This is a genomic window from Candidatus Erwinia haradaeae (assembly GCF_900698855.1).
Taxonomy (GTDB): domain Bacteria; phylum Pseudomonadota; class Gammaproteobacteria; order Enterobacterales; family Enterobacteriaceae; genus Erwinia_E; species Erwinia_E haradaeae_F.
In genome coordinates this window covers 171,425-192,309 of sequence record NZ_LR217698.1, presented here as the reverse complement: position 1 = coordinate 192,309, position 20,885 = coordinate 171,425, and the positions used below count along the sequence as shown (strand labels likewise).

The window sequence follows — 20,885 nt, the reverse complement described above, 5'->3', positions numbered from 1 at the left end:
AATATTACTATGTGGTGGAGCCATCCTTCTTTGTAATATAAGCATAGAGTTATACAAGAGTATACAAGACGTTCAGAATGAACAGAAAATAAAGATGTGTTCTTTTTTAAGAGCTATGGTACAAGTCATTTTTTTAGATATTATTTTTAGTTTAGATTCTCTTATTACAGCAATTGGTATATCTAATAATTTCATAATAATGATGATATCAGTCATAATTGCAGTATTAGTCATGATGCTCAGTTCTGAACTGATTGGTAATTACATTCATCGCTATCCATTCATAAAAGTATTAGCACTTTTTTTTCTTTTTTTAATTGGCTGTAAATTGGTATTAGAGGGTTTTCATGTTTACATTTCACAAAATTATATTTATTTTTTAATAGTTGCATGTGGATTATTAAAGATTTTTCATCTTACATATCATCAAAAGTAATCTTACTAATCTTAACTTATCATATTTAATTAAGTTAATATTTTGATTAAAATCATTCTCAGTATGTGGTTTTTATTGCTCTGGTATAGATTTATTTTTTGATTTTAACAATTATAATTAACAATTATTATATAGTATAACGTATATGGAGAATCTTTTATTGAAGAAATTTATTTTGTTAATTGTTTCAGATATATTTGTGAAAAATTCAGTAAATCTTTTGATAAAAAGATATTCTAAATCAAAAGTTAATATAGAAAATATCTTTCTAAAAAAGATATGTTCTATCATTAACTACAAAAATTTCACGGACAACATTATTATAAGGTCAATGTTTTATCACTTCGCTTCTCTTCAAAAAAAGCGAAGAAAAATCTATACGATACCACAATATATTTAATAAAATGTTTATAAGAAATTATAGAAATATCCTGATATTTTCTACTGAAAAATTAAGAAAATAACCCTCTTTTTTATATCGATAAATAGAAAATGCTTATATATGAATCATATAAATAATTTCTTGATTATATTAAGATGACAAAATTGGTCTTTAACTATAGAACCTTAAATAAATTAGATATTTTAACTAATTGAATTATTTTTGACTATCATTAGTTAATAAATTTAACTAAAAAAAACGAAATATGATCAAATCATCAAGAAAATCTTCTATCGGATAGTCAACCAAATAGAATATTTACCTATAAAAAAACCTTACACTGATTAAGTATATTATATAATCACTCATCGTAAAAAATACTCTTCTATCCCAGACTACTCACTCTACTGAAACATTTTAAATATTATATTAGAAATACCAAACATTTAATTAAAAATCAATATATATAATTGTGTTATAAATTCATATAAAAATAAAAACATAGTATTCCTTTCTATACTAAATTAATCAAATACAATAATATAAAATATACTTTCAATATTGTTAAGCTTCAAAGCATACCTACATTAATTCCATATCAAAAATAAAATGATCTTAAAAGATTATCATAATAAAACAATTATTTATTATTTAAAATTCTTCTGCACATATCAAAATCCATTAAACTTCTCGAATAAAAATAATAAATCAAATAATAATTTTTATCAAATTCCATGATTACCAATAATCTATCCATTCAATTACATTCAATCTTATTTTTCATAAGATACAAAAATTTTATATTCAAAATATATATTCTTATTCATAAACAACACACGTTTATTGCTTCCTATACATAAATAACATATCGATAAATTTGACTATGTAAACACTCTAATTGTTTCAAATAAGTGATTTACAAAAACCTAGTTAGTGACTATTGAGTTTTAAAAAACCAACCATATTAAAAATAATATATTTCCATCTAAACATATTTAAATTCTTTCCTGTTGTTAATTTCTTGATCATTACTAACACATTATATACTATTAACTAATGGCCAACCACCAAGACGCTTCCAGCGATTTACGAGTTCACAAAATAGATCTGCAGTCTGCATAGTATCATATAATGCTGAGTGTGCCTGTGTATTATCAAATGGTATACCCGCCGTAAGACATGCCTTAGATAATACTGTTTGGCCTAAAACTAAACCACTCAAAGCAGCAGTGTCAAATGTAACAAAAGGATGAAATGGATTTCGTTTCAGACTAGCCCTTTCAGCAGCAGCCTGCATAAAATTTAAATCAAATGTAGCATTATGCGCCACCATGATTGCTCGGTTACAACCACTAACTTGAACCCCTTGACGAACCAATTGAAAAATTTCATGTAAAGCTTCTGATTCGCAAACTGCACCACGTAAAGGATTACCTGGATCAATACCATTAAATGCTAGAGCCTCAGGATGAAGAAGTAGTCCAGGAAAAGGTTTAACGTGAAAATGTAGTGTTTTATCTTTTCCTAGCCAACCGTGGTTATCCATTTTAAGTGTAACTGCCGCAATCTCTAATAACGCATTAGTTCTAGGATCAAACCCAGCAGTCTCAATATCAATAACTACAGGATAAAAACCACGAAAACGGCTGTTTAAAGTATTCAGCTCATTTGAATCATGCATTGAGTATCTCATCCTTAAAAACTAGCATGCATTATAACAATTTTTACTATAGGGCTAATTGTGACAAAACCTACAGAAACTTAATTGCCAACATTTCTCTCATCTCTAATTTCTTTTTAATTTATATATCTAACCTAATCAATCTTATAGGTTTTATAAACCATTAAAACGTAAAAAATACTCATATATTGTATTGAACAATAGACCAGACATTCTCTGTTCACGTTATGGTGAATTCAAAATTAAAACCATCAATATAACAAATACAATAATTACTGCGTTTTTATAAAAATAATTTTAATTAACATTTATATTATAACTACATATCTATATTATAACTTACATAATATTTTTATCTTAAAAATAAGATATATAAAATTAATTTTATAAAAATTTTTTCAATAAAAGAATCTCCTTAACATAAATAATATTTATAAGATAAATACGTAATTCAATTAATGAAAAAATAAAAAATCAAATATAATTTGAATTATTTTACTTAATCATTTTATATTTTTATAAAAAAAGTTATATAGAAAATACAGTATTTTCTTATAAATGAATACTTCATATTAACAACTAACCATATTAAATCATTTTTTATCTTAAAAATATACATTATATTAATTTTAATATTATAAAAAATGTAATTATTTAATTAGAAATTTTAACTATACTTCTTCATATCCACATAAAACGGATATAATAGAAGATTATTGAATAAATATATTTATTAAACCAAGAACTATAGAATTAATAGCATAATCACTTAAACGATATAAAAAATTTTTATTTTATGTAAAAGAAATAGATATCAGACAATATATTTTATTTATTTTTTTAAAAAATCTACTCAATATTTATATCCACTCATTTTATACTTAAATCTATCTTTTGAAATCAATAATCTCAATCAATATGACCCTCAAATTCAAAAGAGCGCAATATCACCAAACTAAATTTAATATATTCTACAAAAATAACTGAAAAATAATTTTTTATTAATATTTAGCGATTCATTTCTAAACATTTATCAACGTATTTTGATAACGTCCCTTTCTGTCAAAACTGTTTAATATTGAAAGATCCAAAAAAATAAAATACCAATTTATCACTGAAAAAATTAATATATAAAATATAGTAGCATTGATTAGTACCGATAGTAATATTTTTGTGCATCATTCACTTTATATAGATACCTACGTGACTCAGGAGCAGGATGCTGATATCTTAGTGTGTAGTACACTTGAGAAGAAGACAGTTGATTAATAATACGAAAAGCAGAATTTTTATCACTAGAGAATACACGCAAAACACTACCCGCCCCACCATGATACGCAGCAATAACAGCATATCTTCGTGAAATTGGATTGATAATATTAGATAAATAATTACTTTGTAATATCGAAAGATAAGCGACTCCAGTATCAATATTATTCTCTGGATCCAATAAATACCTACGACTAGGTTTGCCCCATTTTCCCTGTATTCGAAATACATCCATCCCAGCAGTCTCCCGCATCACCTGCATTAGCCCTAATGCATCCGCGTCACTAACTGCATATTGATTAAAACTAGATTCAATCTGCATAATAGCTAAAATAAGAGACTTAGAAACCCCGTACCGTTCAGCGACTTTATGTACTATAGGTAAGTATTTTTTGATACGCTTATCAAGATGATTAGAAACCATTGGAATGGTAACGGACCATATAAGGCGAAATTCCGAATGACGACATTTTTGTTTTGTCTTAATCAGATAATCAGCATAACTTGCAGCGTTTTCTTTCTTCCAAATTGGCCTGCCATTATCATCTAATACCTGTCCATATAAAAGAGGTTTTTTATAATTTTCAGTAATATTAATATCAGAATAAACATTAATATTATCTGGATCATCACCAGTTAAGAGAGTATTGATAATCGCTTTGCGTAAACTAGCTTTTGGATTAACGCTTACTACAGTCGCAAAAGTAATCCAGCCTTCTTCAAAGTTAATATGACTACGAGTATAATACTGATCACTATACCGTACATAATCTTTTGGACCAACAATTAATACCTCTTTAATCCCCCAAATCTTATCAATGTTATTAGCAAATTGCCCAATTAAGATATCAAAAGAATTGGTGTCTTTACTTCGAAGATCATGAAAAGAATCATCTTTCCCTCTAGAACAAGAAACTAATAATGTCGATAGAGTTAATAAATAAATTAATTTTTTATACATATTTTAAACTTAAAATAAGATTTAGCGTGTTTCCTAATTAATAAAATACTTATTTTTTTAAAAAATATATTTCTTAATGTGAGACTAAGTCTCTATTGAATAAAAACTGAACCATTTCCTTCTCTAATACTTCTCGATCATTCTTATTAAGAAGATTTAATTTATTTTCATTAATTAACATTGTTTGCTTATTAACCCACTCAAACCATGCCTCTTTAGAAATTTCAGTAAAAATACGTTTTCCTATATCACCAGGATATATCTGGCAATCCAAGCCTTCAGCGCTACGTTGTAAAAACGTACAAAAAATAATCCGACTCACAATGTGCCCTCTTTTTTATAAAAAATATTAAATGATCTATGTTGAGTAACGTAAGATATTAAGAAGACGCGCTATTGGAGCAGAGAGACCAATAACAGGAGGATTCAGTAAGTTATACCATAGACCTACACCATAATGATTTATTTCACTAGTAGAAGAGACCTTAACCACAACAGGTGTAATATCTAAATATAAATGACTAAAAGTATGACGAATTAGATCCATTTGGTATGATTTACAATCACTTAGTACGTACTGTTTTATCGATAAACGCAACTCTAATTCACAGTCATACTGAGGAAAACAAAAAAGACCACCCCAGATACCATGCAATGGGCGCTGTTGCATCCAAATCTTTTCTCCTTTTTGAATCAACAAGAACCAGATTTTTTGACTTGAACGCATAACACGAGGCTTCTTTTCTGGATACTCCATCCAAGAAGCATGAATATGAGCATTACACCCCATATGTATTGGACAAACTAAACATTTTGGATTAAATTTAGTACAGACAAGAGAACCTAAATCCATCATAGCCTGATTATATTCTCCAGTATTAGAGAAAGGGGTAATTGCTGTACTAATTGACCATAATTTTTTTTCTATCTCTGGTAGTCCAGGCCAACCGGATATAGCAAAATAACGAGTAAGAATACGCTTGACATTCCCATCAAGAATGGGAAGACTTATCCCCAGCGTAAGAGATAAAATAGCGCCAGCAGTAGAACGGCCTATTCCAGGTAGAGCTAACACCTCTTTTAAACTTATTGGAAAAATACCATCATGCTCGCTAACAATAACTTGTGCCGATTTATATAAATTACGTGCACGTAAATAATAACCTAATCCCGTCCATAAATATAAGATATCATCTAAAGATGATATTGAAAGAGCTTTGACATCAGGAAATCTCATTACAAAACGATTAAAATAGGGAACAACAGTAGATACCGATGTCTGTTGCAGCATTACCTCCGAAATCCAAACCCTATATAATGTTTTATTTCTCTGCCACGGAAGATTTTTTCGTCCGTAATTTTTATACCAAAGCAAAATTTTTTTTGCAAATCCTTTAACCTGCATTGTTTATATTTTACCCATAAAAACAATATATAAAACTAAAAAACTGAAGCACATTAATACAATTATAAAATAATCCATCTCTATATATTATAAAACTTAAAACACAAGAGGTTAAATCTACTATAATATATATTACTTTATAATCAATTAAATGCATAGAAATATAATCTATTACAATTTTTTTTATATACTATAGTATCAATACTAGATGACTAATATCTGTTTATAGAATAAACCAAATTTTGTAAATTATTCTTCTATAAAAACTACTATATAAAAAATACAATAATTTTTATTAAAACTTATAGAGAACTGTAATACAATACATGTTACTATCGTTAGTAATCTAATACATAATACATTTCTTGAATGTTTAATATAATCATATATAAACCTCTAGATTGTAACTGCTAATAACTCTTTAACAGACTACTAAAGACTATAAATTATTATACGATCTAATAAAATATAAAACCATCTTATCTAATAAAAATAAAATATAAGACCAAGTATCAATTAATTTAATAGTTTATCTAAATGAACAATAGTATAAAATATTTATTTCAGTATATAATTAGTATCTATTACGTTTATACAAGTCGGATTATAAAATTCATAATTCATCAAGACTTCTTTAACCAATCCTTTTTAGATATATTCAAAATTAAATCAATATATTTATAAAATTTTATTTTATATGAAATAGTATATTATTGACTCTAATTCAATGCATTTATACTATCAACTCAAATCAAGACTAAATATAATTTTGCAGTCTCATGTTCCATTTATAAATAATCTAGATAAACAACTTAAGACTGATTTTTCTTCTAGAAAAATTAAATCAAATATGTTCAATTATCAATTATTTACTTATATTAAAAAAACTAATAAAACCTATTTCTCGGAACCATAATTAACGAAGAATAAAATAAAAAAAATTTTATTGTTCTATATTATATTTATATAAAAAAATAAAAATAATGATCTGAGCCATATACATTAATCTAATAAATAAAATCCATGTACTTATTTTTTAAAATACTAAAATATTACTAGATAAATACAAAATCATATTATTGAAAATGATAAAATCGATCAATCTAATCAGTTAAGAAAAGAATTAAACATATACTCATTCTACTCATAGAATAATCCTAAAATTATTAATTACCAGAAAATGATCTAAAACATTCTCACTTATATATGAGAATAACGTAAAATAATTAAAACTTATTTAAAATTAATAATATATATATCAGTATTACCTTTTTATTAATATAAACTAAATATTATACATTATTCTTAAATTTATTAGTAATAACGCATTATCTATAATATGTATTGAGCAATCATATAATAAATATGAAATCTTCATAGATATTAGAAAAAATATTGATTATGATATAATAATTTATATTTAAATATAATGAAAATAACATGATAACTCAAAGAAAATCTTTCATTCTTTCTCTGGCATCTTCAATATACGAAATCATTTATGTCAAATAATCTCATACTAGTTTTAAACTGCGGAAGCTCTTCCTTAAAATTTGCTATTATTGATCCAAGCAATACAAATCAATACTTGTCCGGTTTCGCTGAATTCTTCCGTCTAGAAAAAACTCGAATGACCTGGATAATAGACGGCCTAAAGACAGAGATACATCTAGACCATGGAGCAAAACACAGAGAAGCCCTGATCTTCATAGTTAAATTAATTAAAGAAAAAAAACCAGAACTTCTAAATCAAATTTCAGCTATAGGTCATCGCATTGTTCACGGCGGTCCTCATCTAACACAATCTACAATCATAGATAAAGAATGCATAAAAAAAATCCATGATGCTTCTATATTTGCCCCTCTACATAATCCAGCTCACTTAATCGGAATTCAAGAAACACTAAAAATATTCCCATATCTATCTAATAAAAATGTTGCAGTTTTTGATACAGCATTCCATCAAACAATGCCAGAAGCTTCTTATCTTTATGCTCTACCCTACAGTCTTTATCAAAAATACGGTCTCCGGCGTTATGGTGCTCACGGTATTAGTCATTCCTATATCGCTCAAGAGGCAGTTAAATTTCTTAATAAACCCAGTTCACAACTGAATATCATTACCTGCCACTTAGGTAGCGGAGGATCAATTGCAGCTATTCGTAACGGACGATGCCTGGATACCTCCATGGGACTCACACCTCTAGAGGGCCTAGTTATGGGGACACGTAGTGGCGATATCGATCCAGCCATTATTTTTTTTCTTTATGAAAAATTAAACATGACTATAGAAACTATTAATACACTTCTTACTAAAGAATCTGGTCTTTTGGGACTTACTGAAGTAACTAGTGATTGCCGTTATCTAGAAAAAAACTATAGAAATAAAAAAAATGCAAAACGTGCCATAGATGTCTATTGCCATAGATTAGCAAAATATATTGCATCTTATACTGCATTAATGGACGGTCGATTAGACGCAGTTATTTTTACTGGAGGTATAGGAGAAAACTCATGTATGGTCCGTGAACTAACACTTAACAAACTCGGACTTCTAAACATCAAAATCAATAAGAAAAAAAACCGTTCTATCTATTCTGGTAAATCTGGTTTTATCAATACCAAAGGTTATTTACCAATTATTGTATTACCAACCAATGAAGAATTAGTCATAGCCCAAGAAACTAACAAACTCACGAATTAATAATTTTGATTATCTTATAATACAACACAATAAAAAATAATTCACAATAATTGAATACATATAAAATATGAGTTAATACAATATCTTATACATAACATAATATTTATATACTTGATCTATATTAATATATATAAAACCCAATAATACTTAAAAAATAAAAATTAATTATAAAATATATCAAATTAAATATCATTTAATTCATTTTTACACCCTGACAACTTGGAATATTTTACGAAAAAAGTAATTAGATTACACGCTTATATCGAGTATAAAGATCTAGGAGAAAATACCATGTCACGACCTATTATATTAATCCCTACCGATACCCGTATTAAATTAATCGGAACTATCTTAGGCATCTTGAATTCAGAGAAAAATACAGATACAGAACTAAGTGTCTTTGAGCCATTCAACAATCTTCAAAATGAAACCGACCCTCTTCAGAAAAAAAGTTTTATACATAGTGATCATTCTAAAAAAAAGTTAAGCCCTAACACTATTCTAGTGAATCACTTGGATTCTTTTCTGAAATCCGGTCAAATCGAAACCTTCGTAGAAAAGGTTATTATTCTATACTATCAATATGAAAAAGATAAACAAACAAACAAAAATCACATAATCCTAATTCCAGGATTACAAAACACACATAAAAATCCATATGCCTTAGCCATAAACTATAAAATTGCTAGTGCTCTCAATTCTGAAATTATATTTGTTACAGACGTGGACATCTACTCTTGCAACAAACTACAAGAGCGTATTGCAATCCTGCACTCTAACTTTAGCAATAAAAAAAACATAAAAATCACTGGTGTAATCATCAATGCAATCAATACCCAATCCAAATATTCAGATCACATCTACTCAAGTTTAACAGAGATAAATCAATATTCTAACTTAACCCACAAAAACAATATAAATATTAAAAAACTATGTACTAATGGCCCTATTCCAGTACTAGGATACATACCATGGACCCTTAAAGCTCTCGCACCACGCGCTCTTGATGTTTGTAATTATTTAAAAGCTAATATTATTAACGAAGGCGCTATTTCTTCTCGCCAGATCACATTAATCAAATTCTATTCTGGAACTTTAATAAACATATTACCCTTATTCCGTCGCGAATCACTCCTTGTAATATCTTCTGATCGTCTCGATTTACTCGTAACCTGCTGTTTAGCAGAAAAAAACAATAGAGAAATTTCTGCTATCCTCTTAACGGGGCGTGATAATATTACTACATCTGTACAGAAAATCTGTAAGGAGACTTTTCAAGATGACCTACCAGTATTTCAGATCAAAAAAAATAACTGGAAAAATTCATTAGATCTAACAAAACTCACTATTGAAAAACTCAGTGGTAATATCCAAATCATAAAGAATATGACTAAATATATCACACGTCATTTAACTACTAAATGGATCTCCACTGTAAAGATCAAAGAGAAAAAAAAATATGGTATTTCCCCATCAGAATTCTGCGATCAATTAGATAACCTTGCTCGAAAAGCCAACAAACGTATTATCTTGCCAGAAGGCGAAGAAGTACGCACCATGAAAGCAGCCTCTATATCAGCACAACGTGGTATCGCGACCTGCATACTTTTAGGTGATCCTAATAAAATTCAAAGTATTGCTAGAAAAAATAATATCCATCTAAACGAAAAAATTGAAATTATTAATCCAGAAAATATACGTAAACTTTATATCAATCGACTGGTAGAGCTAAGACATACAAAGGGAATGGACAGCGTCATTGCAAAAAAACAATTAATGAATAATATCATGCTTGGAACAATGATGCTAGAATCTGGTGCAGTTGATGGTCTAGTGGCTGGAACACTACATACTACTGCAGACACTCTTCGACCAGCACTTCAAATTATTAAAAAAAAAGTAAACAACTTACTAGTTTCTTCTATTTTCTTCATGCTCCTTCCCGAACAAGTATTAATATATGGAGATTGCGCAGTCAATACAAATCCAAATCCAGAACAGCTAGCCGATATAGCCATCCAATCTGCAAATTCCGCTCTAACATTTGGTATTGAGCCTAAAGTAGCTATGATCTCCTACTCTACTGGTCTCTCAGGTTCTGGGCCAGATGTTGAAAAAGTAAGGGAAGCTACTAGCATCGTCAAAAAAAAATGCCCTCATTTAATCATCGATGGACCACTACAATATGATGCAGCAGTTGTAAGCGATATAGCTCAATCTAAAGCACCAAATTCACCAGTAGCAGGTCAAGCAACTGTCTTAATATTCCCTGATTTGAATACAGGTAATACTACTTATAAAGCAGTACAGCGCACAGCTTGCATAGACTCTATCGGACCAATTTTGCAAGGTATGAAAAAACCAGTGAATGACTTATCACGCGGAGCTCTGATCAATGATATTATCTATACTATAGCTGTAACAGCTATTCAATCCTCAATAAAATATGAAAAACTTTGTTAAATATATAGATAAAAAGATATATTCGAATATAATTTACACAGATAATTATTCACAACATCCAGAATTTCTGCATATACTAGATAAAAATTTTTAAAAAATACGATCTAAATTATCTAAGTTGTCTAAGCATTAGATCTAAAATTGATATATCAACATCAACTTTATCATAAAATATTTTATGAATACCAATACAATACAGATACAAGAAAAAATTTTAATATTTTAAGTTACTTTATGATCAATAACACAAAGCTTATCTAAATCTCTGCAAATATTACACACCAAATATAATTCTTAAATAGAATTATTAAAAATAATATTGTACATTCATTCATCACTGAGAAATAAAATTAACATAATACACCAACCTATTTATATATTAAAACTCTTCTGAAATTAAGTTATTGCCCTTTTCTTGAATTAATATTGTTTTGTATATACATATTTTGCATAAAATGCATATCTCAAAATTTTTTAAAATCCTATAAAATTATATTTTAAAACAAATAAATGTGTAAGAATTTACAATAAAAATAATTATCATATCATTCATAACACAAAAACAGAGCTCTATAATTTTAAATCCCTAATATCGATCCTAAAGGTTGACCACCTAACAAATGAAGATGAATATGGTAGACCTCTTGTCCACCATACTTGTTGCAATTCATAATTAGACGATAGCCATCTTCTGCAATGCCCATATTTTTTGCAATACCTACCGCCACTATGACTATCCGACCCAAAAGATGGATATCATCATCCACGACATCGTTTAATGTTTTAATTTGTACATTAGGTACAATTAAGATATGTACTGGAGCCTGAGGAAGTATGTCACGGAATGCAGTAATGTATTCGTCTTGATAGATTATATCCGCGAAAACTTCACCCTTGACAATTTTACTAAAAATAGTTCCATTTGGCATCTATAACTCCGAAATATCTATAAAAAAACGATATTATATTAGGAATAAGAATAAATTAATTCAAATAACATAACTTTCTCTCTTGAGAAAAACTGTTCGACTCACCTAATGACTAATTTTCTAATATATATTAATCTATCTATTTTAATAAATTAGATTTATAAAGTAAAAACTAACACAAACCTGGTATATCAAGCGTATGAGACACGTCTTTAAACTTGCTAAAATAGCACTAGACTACAGATATAAAAAAATAAAGACTGTAGTTAAATTAATAATAAAACTCATTAATCATAATATAACAATAAAATATAAAAATAACAAATTTCACAATCTTAAAAACTAATAAGTTAAAACAACATCTAGAAAAACTTCTATATAATATGTAGAATAAATTAATAAGATAAAATCTTATTTTATAATCACTCTAAAATTGAATGTTTTCAAAAAAATAAAAAACCGAAGTAACATCAAAATCAATTCATTAACTTAAAGTAATAAGAAATATTGAGTTCCTGTTAGAATGAATGTAAAAATGATGATTAACATGACTTATTTTTTATTTTTGAATAATATTATTCAATAACAACGACTGTTCATATCTATCTATAATAGAGAAACTTAACTATATCTATTTCATAATACAGCCTTAATTATAACACTAATAATTTTAAATTATCTAATAAACCATAACACTAAAAATCAATCTACATTTTATCTCTAAAATATCTATATTATTCTATCAATAAACTATTATACATTCTATGAATCTTTCTATTTTATATCTAAACTGATAAATCTTTTATAAATCTTAATACATTTATACATATAAAACTAACGAATACTACTATCACAGATAATATTCTTTGATAACTGATAAATACTAATTATTCATAGTAAAAAAACTAATAGATATTTAATCTATAGACTAAATCAAAACAATAGGATAACACTATCCAGGTTATTTAGGATAAATAACCTACATGTTTCTTAACTCACCTTTGATATTTCTACATACTATTAAATAAATTTTATAAATAAAATATCTTTCTAATAATGTGCTGTAAAAAACACAACTAGTAATTATTTATCCATATGAAATTAGTACAATCACATGAGCCGATTGTTCGTTCCATACCATTCTCTATATTTCAATTATCGATCCTTGTAAATAGTACTATGTTACATGAACATTTATATTTTTAATACATAGACTCGTAATTAGATTACTAGCATTCTATAAAACGTCTAAAAATCTTATTTAAATATTGATATCAATGATTAAATATCCTTATTTATATAAAAGTTATATAGGGATTCAAACTCAATATATATATCTATACATATATATCTTCTTTGAGTTACACTTTGATTTTATTGTTCACTAGATTAATTCAATATCATTTAATTACACAATATTAAATATAATTAGTAATTTAACACTAAATAAAATTCTTTATAAAATTTATGAAAATAAATAAATTGCTTTAACAAATTCAATATATATTTTAGAACAGTTCTCATAAGAAGAATAATAATCAATAATATATTCAAATAATAATGAATTATTATTAAATTTTAATTAATATCTAAGACTCATAAAAAGAAATAAAAATAATTTTTTTCTTTAATTAACTGAATCTCTATCTACATACCGAAATATAATTCATTTTAGAAACGTAAATATTACTAAAAACAAATGAAAATGCCAGTACTTCAACCCAAATAAACTTCATATGTTGTTAATCATTTATAAATTTAATTATACAAAAAAACCATCTACCTGATAAATAGACACCTTAAAACTAAGAGGACCTACTGATATATTATAATATACATTATATAATATATAGAACATAACCGTGATAATTCATAATTATGCTAAATTACTCCTTTTTAGCATTAAAACGACGATGACATGAAATAAGTTCCTCTTTTGCAGCCTCTATACTTTCCCACCCATTAATCTTCACCCATTTTCCTTTTTCTAACTCTTTATAGTGCTCAAAAAAATGCATAATTTGTTTCTGAAGTAAATCTGGTAAATCACTGATATCCTGCATATAATCATACTCCTTACTTAACTCATGCACTGGAACTGCAATGATTTTATCATCCTGACCAGATTCATCACTCATTTTCAGCAAACCAATAGGACGAGATCGGATGGCAGATCCTATTTGTAGTGGATAAGGGGTAGGAACTAAGACATCAACTGGATCACCATCTAAAGAAAATGTATTATTAACATATCCATAATTACATGGATAAAACATAGTAGTAGCTACAAATCGATCTACAAATAAAACACCAGTATTTTTATCAACTTCATATTTAATTGGATAAGAGTGCGCAGGAATTTCAATGATAACATAAATGTCATGTGGAAAATCTTTTCCAGAAGGTATAGATTTTAAATTCATAGTTAAACCCTTAAAGAAATGAAAACCTGATAAAATCATCGATCTTACTACATAAATTACCGACTCCATAATAAAAATTATGGAATAGAAAAATCACGTCTATAGATTCAAGACACACTAAAATGAACTATAAACCATAATAACGAAGATATCCAGTGTGTTGTTAAATCGTAAATTATAATATTATACCCAATTATACACGAATAATATATCTAATTGTTTATTAAACTCATTAATCAAAACGGAACCTATAACTCATTATTAATGTAATACATGTGTCATGTTAATACATCAACTATACTAATCTATCAAAATTCTCATAGACCGATTATCAATGGTTGAACCTTGTGTTCAAAAAATTCATTTGCATAAAAATGAAAAGAACATTATCTTACTTTATATAAATATATACCTGAATACATGCCAGATCTTGTCTAAGATCAAAGATTTCATCAATCAAATAAAGAATCTTCTTTAAATATTACTTATTAATACTAGAGATCCTCTATTATAAAAATGTAAAATACAATACCATAAAAATTCTTGCAATATCTACAAGGTGTTATTGTAACATACAAACAATCGTAATATTATTATCCAATAACTAAATGTATAAAAAATATACGTTTTAAATTTCACGTATAGAATAATTGATTTTCAAAAATAGTTGAAAACTATAATTGTAAATTATAACCCTAATTAAATATTAATAAATTGATTATATAAGGAACTAATGAAAATAACCTATATACTATAATACTAAAATATGATATGAAAGAGTATAATTAAATTATCGTAATCAAAATGATACATATAGATATAAGTTAGCTAGTTCTATTTTACCACAATACTTAATTCACAGGATAATAAATTCTTTATAAAAAAGAACATATCTAATTCTGTTTATAAATTATAGAAGAAATATAATTATAGAAGAAATATAAAAAAATAGATATGATTACTATCAAAGGGATTAATAAGATATTTAATGCCAAATCTATATAAGACGAATTTATATAACATTAATCTTCATAATATTATTTATAATATATTTCATAGTAATATTGTCCATGACATATTACTTTAGAAAGATTACTTTAGTTAGTGACTTTTTAACCTTAAGTGGAAATAAAAATATGAGCTATGTACTACCATCTCTTCCTTATGCATATGATGCTTTAGAACCATATTTCGATAAACAAACAATGATCATACATCATACTAAACACCATCAAAATTATATCAATAATGCCAATAGCGCTCTAGTAGAAACAGAATTTTCTAGTCTATCAGTTGAAGAGTTAATTTCTAATATCGACCAACTACCCGAGTATAAAAAAGATTTTTTAAGAAATCATGCTGGTGGACATGCCAATCATAGCTTTTTTTGGAAAAATTTAAAAACTAATACATTTTTACATGGTCATTTAAAAGATGCTATTGAACAGAATTTCGGTAGTCTTAAATCCTTTCAATCTAAATTTGAAAAATCAGCTACTACACATTTTGGTTCTGGCTGGACTTGGCTTGTAAAACAAGGTCATAAATTACTCATTTCTTCTACAGCAAATCAAGATAATCCCCTCATGGGAGAAGCAATCTCTGGTATCTCTGGAATACCAATTATATCCCTAGATATCTGGGAGCACGCCTATTATCTTAAGTATCAAAATCAACGATCTGATTACGTACAAGCTTTTTGGAACATAGTTAATTGGGATGAAGCGGAGTCAATTTTTATCGCTGCCTAATAAACTATTCTAGGATACTAATTAGAACCATTGGACAGGTTTATACAATATTATTTTATTACATTAATATAAACCTGTCACCCTAAATTATACGTTGACAATACAATAAACTATTTTATCTGTTTAAAACATTTCTATATGTAGCTACATACTTTTATTCTCTTAATCAAAAACAATAATAAATAAACCATTTAATTAACAGACAAAACGTATGTAACATACAATATTTATTTTCTAACAATGTTATATTAGAAATATCTCAATTAAAACAAATAGAAATATTGATTTTACCCGATCTTTTCCAAAAAAGAAAAGAAGAATTAGAACTCCTTGGTATAAAAATCCTATTATAACACCGAATTAAATATAGATATACTTGACTAGATACACACCTATATTGTTACCAAATCTCTTAGAAAACACAATGAGGTAAGTCATGAAATTAAATAAATTACTCATAACAGACCTAATATTAATTATACTAGTCAGCGGATGCTCATCGAGTACTAGTAATGATAAAATAAGAAATATATCACCATTACTAGCTATTCAAAATAAATTCACACCAATAAAATTGTGGACCTCTACAATTAAAGAAGAGAAGGAAAATATTTACTCAAAACTACATCCAGCATCTTCAAATAAAACTATATATATTGCTAATCGCTACGGTATAATTAAAGCGCTAAGCTCTTGTGATGGAAAAGAAAAATGGAAAATTGACCTTTCAGAACATACAAATCTATTCTCTAAAAACATCCCAGCATTACTCTCTGGCGGTTTAGCAGTTAATAAAAACCATATTTATGTTGGAACTGAACGAGCAAAAATATTTTCTATTCACACCATAGATGGTTCAATTGAATGGGAAAAAAATGTCGCTGGTGAAGTATTATCTTCTCCAGTCATAAGCGATAATATGTTACTTGTTCATACAAGTAACGGAATTCTACAAGCGTTAGATAAACATAATGGGTTTATCAAATGGTCTATTAATCTTGATAAACCTACACTAAGTCTACGTGGTGAGTCTGAACCAACCATTAAGTTCAAAACTATTATTCTAGGAAGCGATAATGGTTATATTAGTGCAATTAACATTAATGATGGCCAGATGATCTGGCAAAAAAAAATTACTAAACCTCATGGTTCATCAACTATCGATCAACTAAAGGATATCGATTCTTCTCCATTAATAATTAATGGAATAATATATGCGTTAGCATATAATGGAAACTTAACAGCACTAACTATAGAATCAGGACAAATACTATGGGAACGTAACATTGGTTCAGCTCATGATATTATCAGTGATGGTACTAAAGTTTTTCTTGTAGAAAAAAATGATTGCTTAACAGCAGTAAGCCTTGAGAAGGGTACAAAAATGTGGCAACAAAGTGATCTCCTATACCGAAAACTAACGCCACCCATCTTATATAATGGCTATTTAGTGGTAGGAGATCAACAAGGGTATTTATATTGGATTAATCCCAATACTGGAAAAATCATATCTCAAAATCAAATAGATAAAACTGGTTTTATTTCTAAACCAATCATTTCTAGTGAAAATCTGTTAATTTTGCAGTCAAAAATAGGTCAAGTAACTGCGATTAAAAATTAATCCTTGTCTATTAAAACAAATAAAGAATTAAAAAAATCACTTATGTAGCATTAACAAACATACTCAAACTAAATTCTTCAACTACATCTATTCTAATGAGCTTCATATAGAATATGCACATAAAGTGAAAAATATCTCAAATAGATATTAAAATATGTCTTAACGAAGCTTAATCAAAAAAAATCAGAATTTATTTGAAAACACACTAGAATTTATTTAAAAGACTCATTTATCTAATATACAGTATACAGACAATAATAATTACTAACCGAATATATTAATTACCCTTTAGAATTGGATTCTACATAAAAACTCTTTATATATAATTAAATTATACTAAACATTAAAAACTTAGAATAAAATACAAAGAATAATAAAATGCATAACATATATCTTTTATTCAGACTCATAAAATAAAAACCAAAGAAATAGAATATAAAACCACTGAAATCCAAATACTATCAAAGTTCATATATTTGTTATAAAAATATCATATTATATAGAATACAATAAATTTTTTATATTTATCTTATCATTCAGATAAAAAAGAAATCGATAAAGAAAGAATCTAATAACAAATTTCATAATTAACACAAAATGTCGAAAAACGTAATCTTTTTATCAAAAATAACATATTATATACCGATAATCTTGTTCTTACACCTAGAAAAAAAAGATAAAATACCTAATGGTAATTAAATTTCTAATTAGAAATAAATAAATGTTTAATTAAAAAAAATTAATTCTTTATATAAGTTATAATTTAGATCTTCACATGTATTTAATACATGCACTTAAAAACAACTAAACTCTATCCATACAACGACACCTATCAAATCCATTCATACTATAAAAATAAAGCCTCTATAAAATCCTCAGATCGAAAATCACGTAAATCTTCTATATCCTCACCAATTCCTATGTAACGGATAGGAATGTTAAATTGATCTGCTAATGTAAAAATAACGCCACCTTTTGCTGTACTATCCAATTTAGTTAACGTAATCCCTGTTATACCTAGATTCTCGTGAAATAATTTAGTCTGACTAATTGCATTCTGACCGGTACTCGCATCAATTATTAGCATAATCTCATGAGGAGCAGTAATGTCTATTTTCTTAATTACGCGAATAATTTTTTTTACTTCTTGTATTAAAGAGGTTTTATTCTGCAGACGACCGGCTGTATCTGCAATAAGAACATCTATTTGACGAGCCTGTGCAGCTTTTATAGTATCATAAATAACAGAAGCAGAATCTGACCCCATATGATTTGACACTACCGCAATATCGTTTCTATCTCCCCATGCCTTTATCTGATCAATAGCCCCAGCACGAAATGTATCACCAGCAGCCAGTATTACTGATTTCCCTCTTGTCTTAAACTTTTTCGCTAGTTTACCTATAGTAGTAGTTTTCCCTGCACCATTAACACCTATCATTAGCAAAACAAAGGGCATCTTACCCTGTATATTTAAAGGCGATTCAACTTTAGAAAGAATCTCTTGCATGTTATTTTTTAGCTTTAGATATAATTCTTCTCGATTATTAGACGTCTTACTTTTCATTTCAATCTTTAAAGTATTGATCAAACGCTGGGTAGTCTCCACCCCAACATCTGATAATAGAAGCTTTTCTTCTAATTTTTCAAATAAACTCTCATCTATTTTTGACTCACGAAAAAGATACGAGAACCCAATACCTAAATGAGAACGAGTTCTATTTAATCGAGATTTTAAGCGATCAAAAAAACTAACCTTAGAACTAAACCCTGTATTCTTTATTGGATCTGGTTTTAATAAAGTAGAGATATCATCTTGTATTAGTTGTTTTCTTTTAAGTTCAAAACAAGGCTGATTAGATAATTCATCTTGATTTGAGGTCGAAGAATAAGATCCTTGAGTATTATGTTCAAGCAATACTGAATTCTTCGTACCTATTTCTGTCTGAAAACAAGCATCTGAAGTATCAGATATAGACATCTTTAATCTCTGAGAATCTTCTCTTAACCGTAAGTCTAAATATATTTTCTTCTCTAATGACTCTGATCCTGCGTTCTTTATAAGAACAGAACCTATATCTTCATTCTTAGAACTATTATCTAACCGTTTATCTTGGTTATGTTCTAAATCCACATCCTTAAAAGATAATACATCTTTATCTATATCTGTCTCTGGATTGATGTATTTTTTATTTCCCAGACGAATCCACTTTAAAAGTCTACTCTGTTTGTTCTTAAACACGATCTACTATTCTCCAAGCAGATATCACTATGTTATAAAAAGTTTCATAATATATTTCTAATATTTTTATTAATGACCGCTTCTTTAATATCTAAAAAAATTTATATTCATTACAATATGATTTTCCGACATAAGAGAAAGATAATATTCAATCCTTAATACTCAATCCTCTTGCTTACAGATAAAACAGTTTATCATAAAAAAAATATCTGCATAAATAATCATTTCCTTTATAATCATAAAAAATATTCATCCCAATAGTAATAATAAACATATTGAAAACTTTAACCAGGTCTGAGAAAAACTGAGATAGTAATATCTTTTTTAGAAACCAAATATCACTGGTTACATGTTAAATAAAATAAATAAAAGTAAAATAAATTACATATGCTGATACCACGAACATCAAAATAAAAATATATATATTATTAAAAAATATGTTTTATAATATGATTATATTAAAACTTATTTATATTACAAATTTGAACACAAATTAAAACAAAGAATTAAGAAACTGAAATCAAAAATACTCCATAACAAAAATAACCTATCTAAAATTATATGAACTCTTTACTTAACTACAAACATCTAAAGACATAACTATGGTAAGCTATAATT

At 27.2% G+C, this 20,885-nt stretch carries 12 protein-coding genes; 5 read left to right on the top strand and 7 right to left on the bottom strand.

Annotation, left to right across the window (positions count from 1 at the left end):
• On the top strand, positions 1-436 hold a 436-nt coding region (locus HACICURT3053_RS03375), incomplete at its 5' end, for a TerC family protein (RefSeq protein ID WP_414973879.1).
• A gap of 1,421 nt (positions 437-1,857) precedes the next feature.
• On the opposite strand, the gene rnt is transcribed toward HACICURT3053_RS03375, so the two are convergent.
• The 4 genes from rnt to mutY all read right to left on the bottom strand — a co-directional run bounded on the left by rnt (position 1,858) and on the right by mutY (position 6,134).
• On the bottom strand, positions 1,858-2,499 hold the full coding sequence (rnt, locus tag HACICURT3053_RS00575; RefSeq protein ID WP_157991830.1) for a ribonuclease T: 642 nt from the start codon (positions 2,497-2,499) through the stop codon (positions 1,858-1,860).
• A gap of 1,150 nt (positions 2,500-3,649) precedes the next feature.
• The gene (gene mltC / locus HACICURT3053_RS00570) at positions 3,650-4,729 is read right to left on the bottom strand and encodes a membrane-bound lytic murein transglycosylase MltC (protein ID WP_157991829.1); all 1,080 of its coding nucleotides are present in this window, start codon (positions 4,727-4,729) and stop codon (positions 3,650-3,652) included.
• Positions 4,730-4,802: 73 nt separating this feature from the next.
• Positions 4,803-5,051, bottom strand: a complete 249-nt coding sequence (locus HACICURT3053_RS00565; RefSeq protein WP_157991828.1) for an oxidative damage protection protein — start codon at positions 5,049-5,051, stop codon at positions 4,803-4,805.
• A gap of 36 nt (positions 5,052-5,087) precedes the next feature.
• On the bottom strand, positions 5,088-6,134 hold the full coding sequence (gene mutY, locus HACICURT3053_RS00560) for an A/G-specific adenine glycosylase (protein WP_157991827.1): 1,047 nt from the start codon (positions 6,132-6,134) through the stop codon (positions 5,088-5,090).
• 1,501 nt (positions 6,135-7,635) lie between these two features.
• On the opposite strand from mutY, the gene HACICURT3053_RS00555 reads away from it, so the two are divergent.
• Together HACICURT3053_RS00555 and pta are read left to right on the top strand one after the other, a co-directional pair.
• Positions 7,636-8,838 (top strand): acetate kinase, encoded by a 1,203-nt coding sequence (locus tag HACICURT3053_RS00555; RefSeq protein WP_157991826.1) that lies wholly within the window; start codon positions 7,636-7,638, stop codon positions 8,836-8,838.
• Positions 8,839-9,129: 291 nt separating this feature from the next.
• A complete protein-coding gene (gene pta / locus HACICURT3053_RS00550) occupies positions 9,130-11,301 on the top strand; it encodes a phosphate acetyltransferase (protein ID WP_157991825.1) in 2,172 nt (723 codons plus the stop codon).
• Between the two features lie 578 nt (positions 11,302-11,879).
• Here pta and HACICURT3053_RS00545 read toward each other — a convergent pair.
• Complete coding sequence (locus tag HACICURT3053_RS00545; protein ID WP_157991824.1) at positions 11,880-12,230, bottom strand: HIT domain-containing protein; 351 nt, start codon at positions 12,228-12,230, stop codon at positions 11,880-11,882.
• 1,886 nt (positions 12,231-14,116) lie between these two features.
• Positions 14,117-14,653, bottom strand: coding sequence for an inorganic diphosphatase (gene ppa, locus HACICURT3053_RS00540; protein WP_157991823.1), 537 nt, complete (start codon positions 14,651-14,653; stop codon positions 14,117-14,119).
• A gap of 1,136 nt (positions 14,654-15,789) precedes the next feature.
• Between ppa and HACICURT3053_RS00535 the strand changes: the two genes are divergently transcribed.
• Both HACICURT3053_RS00535 and bamB read left to right on the top strand, forming a co-directional pair.
• Entirely contained in the window at positions 15,790-16,404 is a 615-nt protein-coding gene (locus HACICURT3053_RS00535) for a Fe-Mn family superoxide dismutase (protein WP_157991822.1), read from the top strand.
• A gap of 436 nt (positions 16,405-16,840) precedes the next feature.
• Positions 16,841-18,025: an outer membrane protein assembly factor BamB gene (gene bamB, locus HACICURT3053_RS00530; protein ID WP_157991821.1), complete on the top strand. Its 1,185-nt coding sequence runs from the start codon at positions 16,841-16,843 to the stop codon at positions 18,023-18,025.
• An 847-nt stretch (positions 18,026-18,872) separates the two neighbouring features.
• On the opposite strand, the gene ftsY is transcribed toward bamB, so the two are convergent.
• On the bottom strand, positions 18,873-20,267 hold the full coding sequence (gene ftsY / locus HACICURT3053_RS00525) for a signal recognition particle-docking protein FtsY (protein ID WP_232037540.1): 1,395 nt from the start codon (positions 20,265-20,267) through the stop codon (positions 18,873-18,875).
• Between the last annotated feature and the right edge of the window lie 618 nt (positions 20,268-20,885).